The sequence below is a fragment of the Fructilactobacillus sp. X7R9C1 genome (genome assembly GCF_059901005.1).
On sequence record NZ_JBWXVG010000034.1, the window covers coordinates 1 to 1,319 of the forward strand.

Sequence of the window (1,319 nt, forward strand, 5' to 3'; positions counted from 1 at the left end):
ATGAACATAATCGAAAAACTATTAGATGAGATTCACGTTATCGTTAAAAAATTAATGAATGGCAAGAAGTTCAGCATGAAAATTGTGATTCACTACGATGGATTAATTTTTGAAGATGAAATGAATGGCAAGACACGTAAAGAATATTTCGAAGAACATAAGGGTGGCAAGCAGATTGAGTAATAAAAAAGTAGTACCAAAGTATTGGAGACTTCCCAGGATAGTAATCAAAACATCTGATATTGAAGAGATTTGGACTGGTTATGATAGCGAAAGTGAGAAAAAAATACGAATTACGATTAAAGGTTGCAAAGAACCAATGATTTATTATAGTTGCTCTGATGAAACAATGGATTCTATAAAAGAGTTAATGGATTTGCTAGCTGGTAGATATCATGAATAGATACAAGCACGGTAAGCATGATTTAATCACGCATATGGTCGATATCTTGCCGAGAGATAAGTTTATCGGATTCATGGTAGGTAACGTCATGAAGTATGTTGTGCGCTTCGAGGATAAAAGCACACCGCTTCAAGACTTGAAAAAAGCCCGTGATTATTTAAATCGATTAATTGACTATGTAGGAAGTGAAAATAATGAATAAGAGTGAACGAATTCTAAAACACGTCCATAGTATTGAGGATAAGTATGGCAGTGTTTCTAAGTGTCCGGAAGACGATCCAGATTTAAAAGCAGTTCGAAGCATGAAACTATGTAACTCAAAAGTTAATCAACGTGAGAATGGTAATTTTAAAAAGTTTACTTACGACGTTTTCGATCGTAGTGGAAATAAACTATTTACCGCTTCAACCTTAAGTGATTTAGCAGAGAAAACAGAGATTCATCATTTGGCATCGTATAACAAGATGTACTGGTCAGACGTTATTAATAAACGTGATGGCAGATTTAAAAATGGTCGAGTGGTTAAACACAAGATTAGAAAGGAAAAGCAATGTGTGAAATAGAAATTCCAGAGTTTATGAAAACTTTTGTGGTTGAAGAATTTCGAACTAAGCAAGGATATCTTGGTATTGTTAGAAAACCTGAAAATTGTTGGTATTGCGGCTATATCTTTGTGGCAACTGAAAACGTCTTAAATAAAGCACAATTCGCGCAAAAGCTGGAACAAGAAATGTATGTTCACGGCGGTGTTACTTGCATTGAATGGAAAGGCGATAACTTAGTGATTGGTTTTGATTGTGCTCACGCTGGTGATCATATCGATATTAAGGAAGAAGGTATGAAATTACTTAATTCACCTGGTAAACGATGGACCGTTGATGAAGTGAAAGACGAAATTGAAGAAATGAGTAAGCAA

The 1,319-nt window shown here is 34.8% G+C and carries 4 protein-coding genes and 1 pseudogene; all 5 read left to right on the forward strand.

Going from position 1 to position 1,319, the window contains the following annotated elements; all coding sequences use genetic code 11:
* A partial coding sequence (locus tag AC6UD0_RS07230) for a hypothetical protein (RefSeq protein ID WP_500708681.1) occupies positions 1 to 183 on the forward strand: 183 nt, incomplete at its 5' end.
* Positions 176 to 403 (forward strand): hypothetical protein, encoded by a 228-nt coding sequence (locus tag AC6UD0_RS07235; protein ID WP_500708683.1) that lies wholly within the window; start codon positions 176 to 178, stop codon positions 401 to 403. The genes AC6UD0_RS07230 and AC6UD0_RS07235, both read left to right, overlap by 8 nt.
* Positions 396 to 605 (forward strand): DUF3310 domain-containing protein, encoded by a 210-nt coding sequence (locus tag AC6UD0_RS07240; protein ID WP_500708684.1) that lies wholly within the window; start codon positions 396 to 398, stop codon positions 603 to 605. The genes AC6UD0_RS07235 and AC6UD0_RS07240 overlap by 8 nt, the downstream gene beginning before the upstream one ends.
* On the forward strand, positions 598 to 966 hold the full coding sequence (locus tag AC6UD0_RS07245; protein WP_500708685.1) for a hypothetical protein: 369 nt from the start codon (positions 598 to 600) through the stop codon (positions 964 to 966). The genes AC6UD0_RS07240 and AC6UD0_RS07245 overlap by 8 nt, the downstream gene beginning before the upstream one ends.
* Positions 954 to 1,319: pseudogene (locus AC6UD0_RS07250) on the forward strand (hypothetical protein); the annotation flags it as partial. The gene AC6UD0_RS07245 and the pseudogene AC6UD0_RS07250, both read left to right, overlap by 13 nt.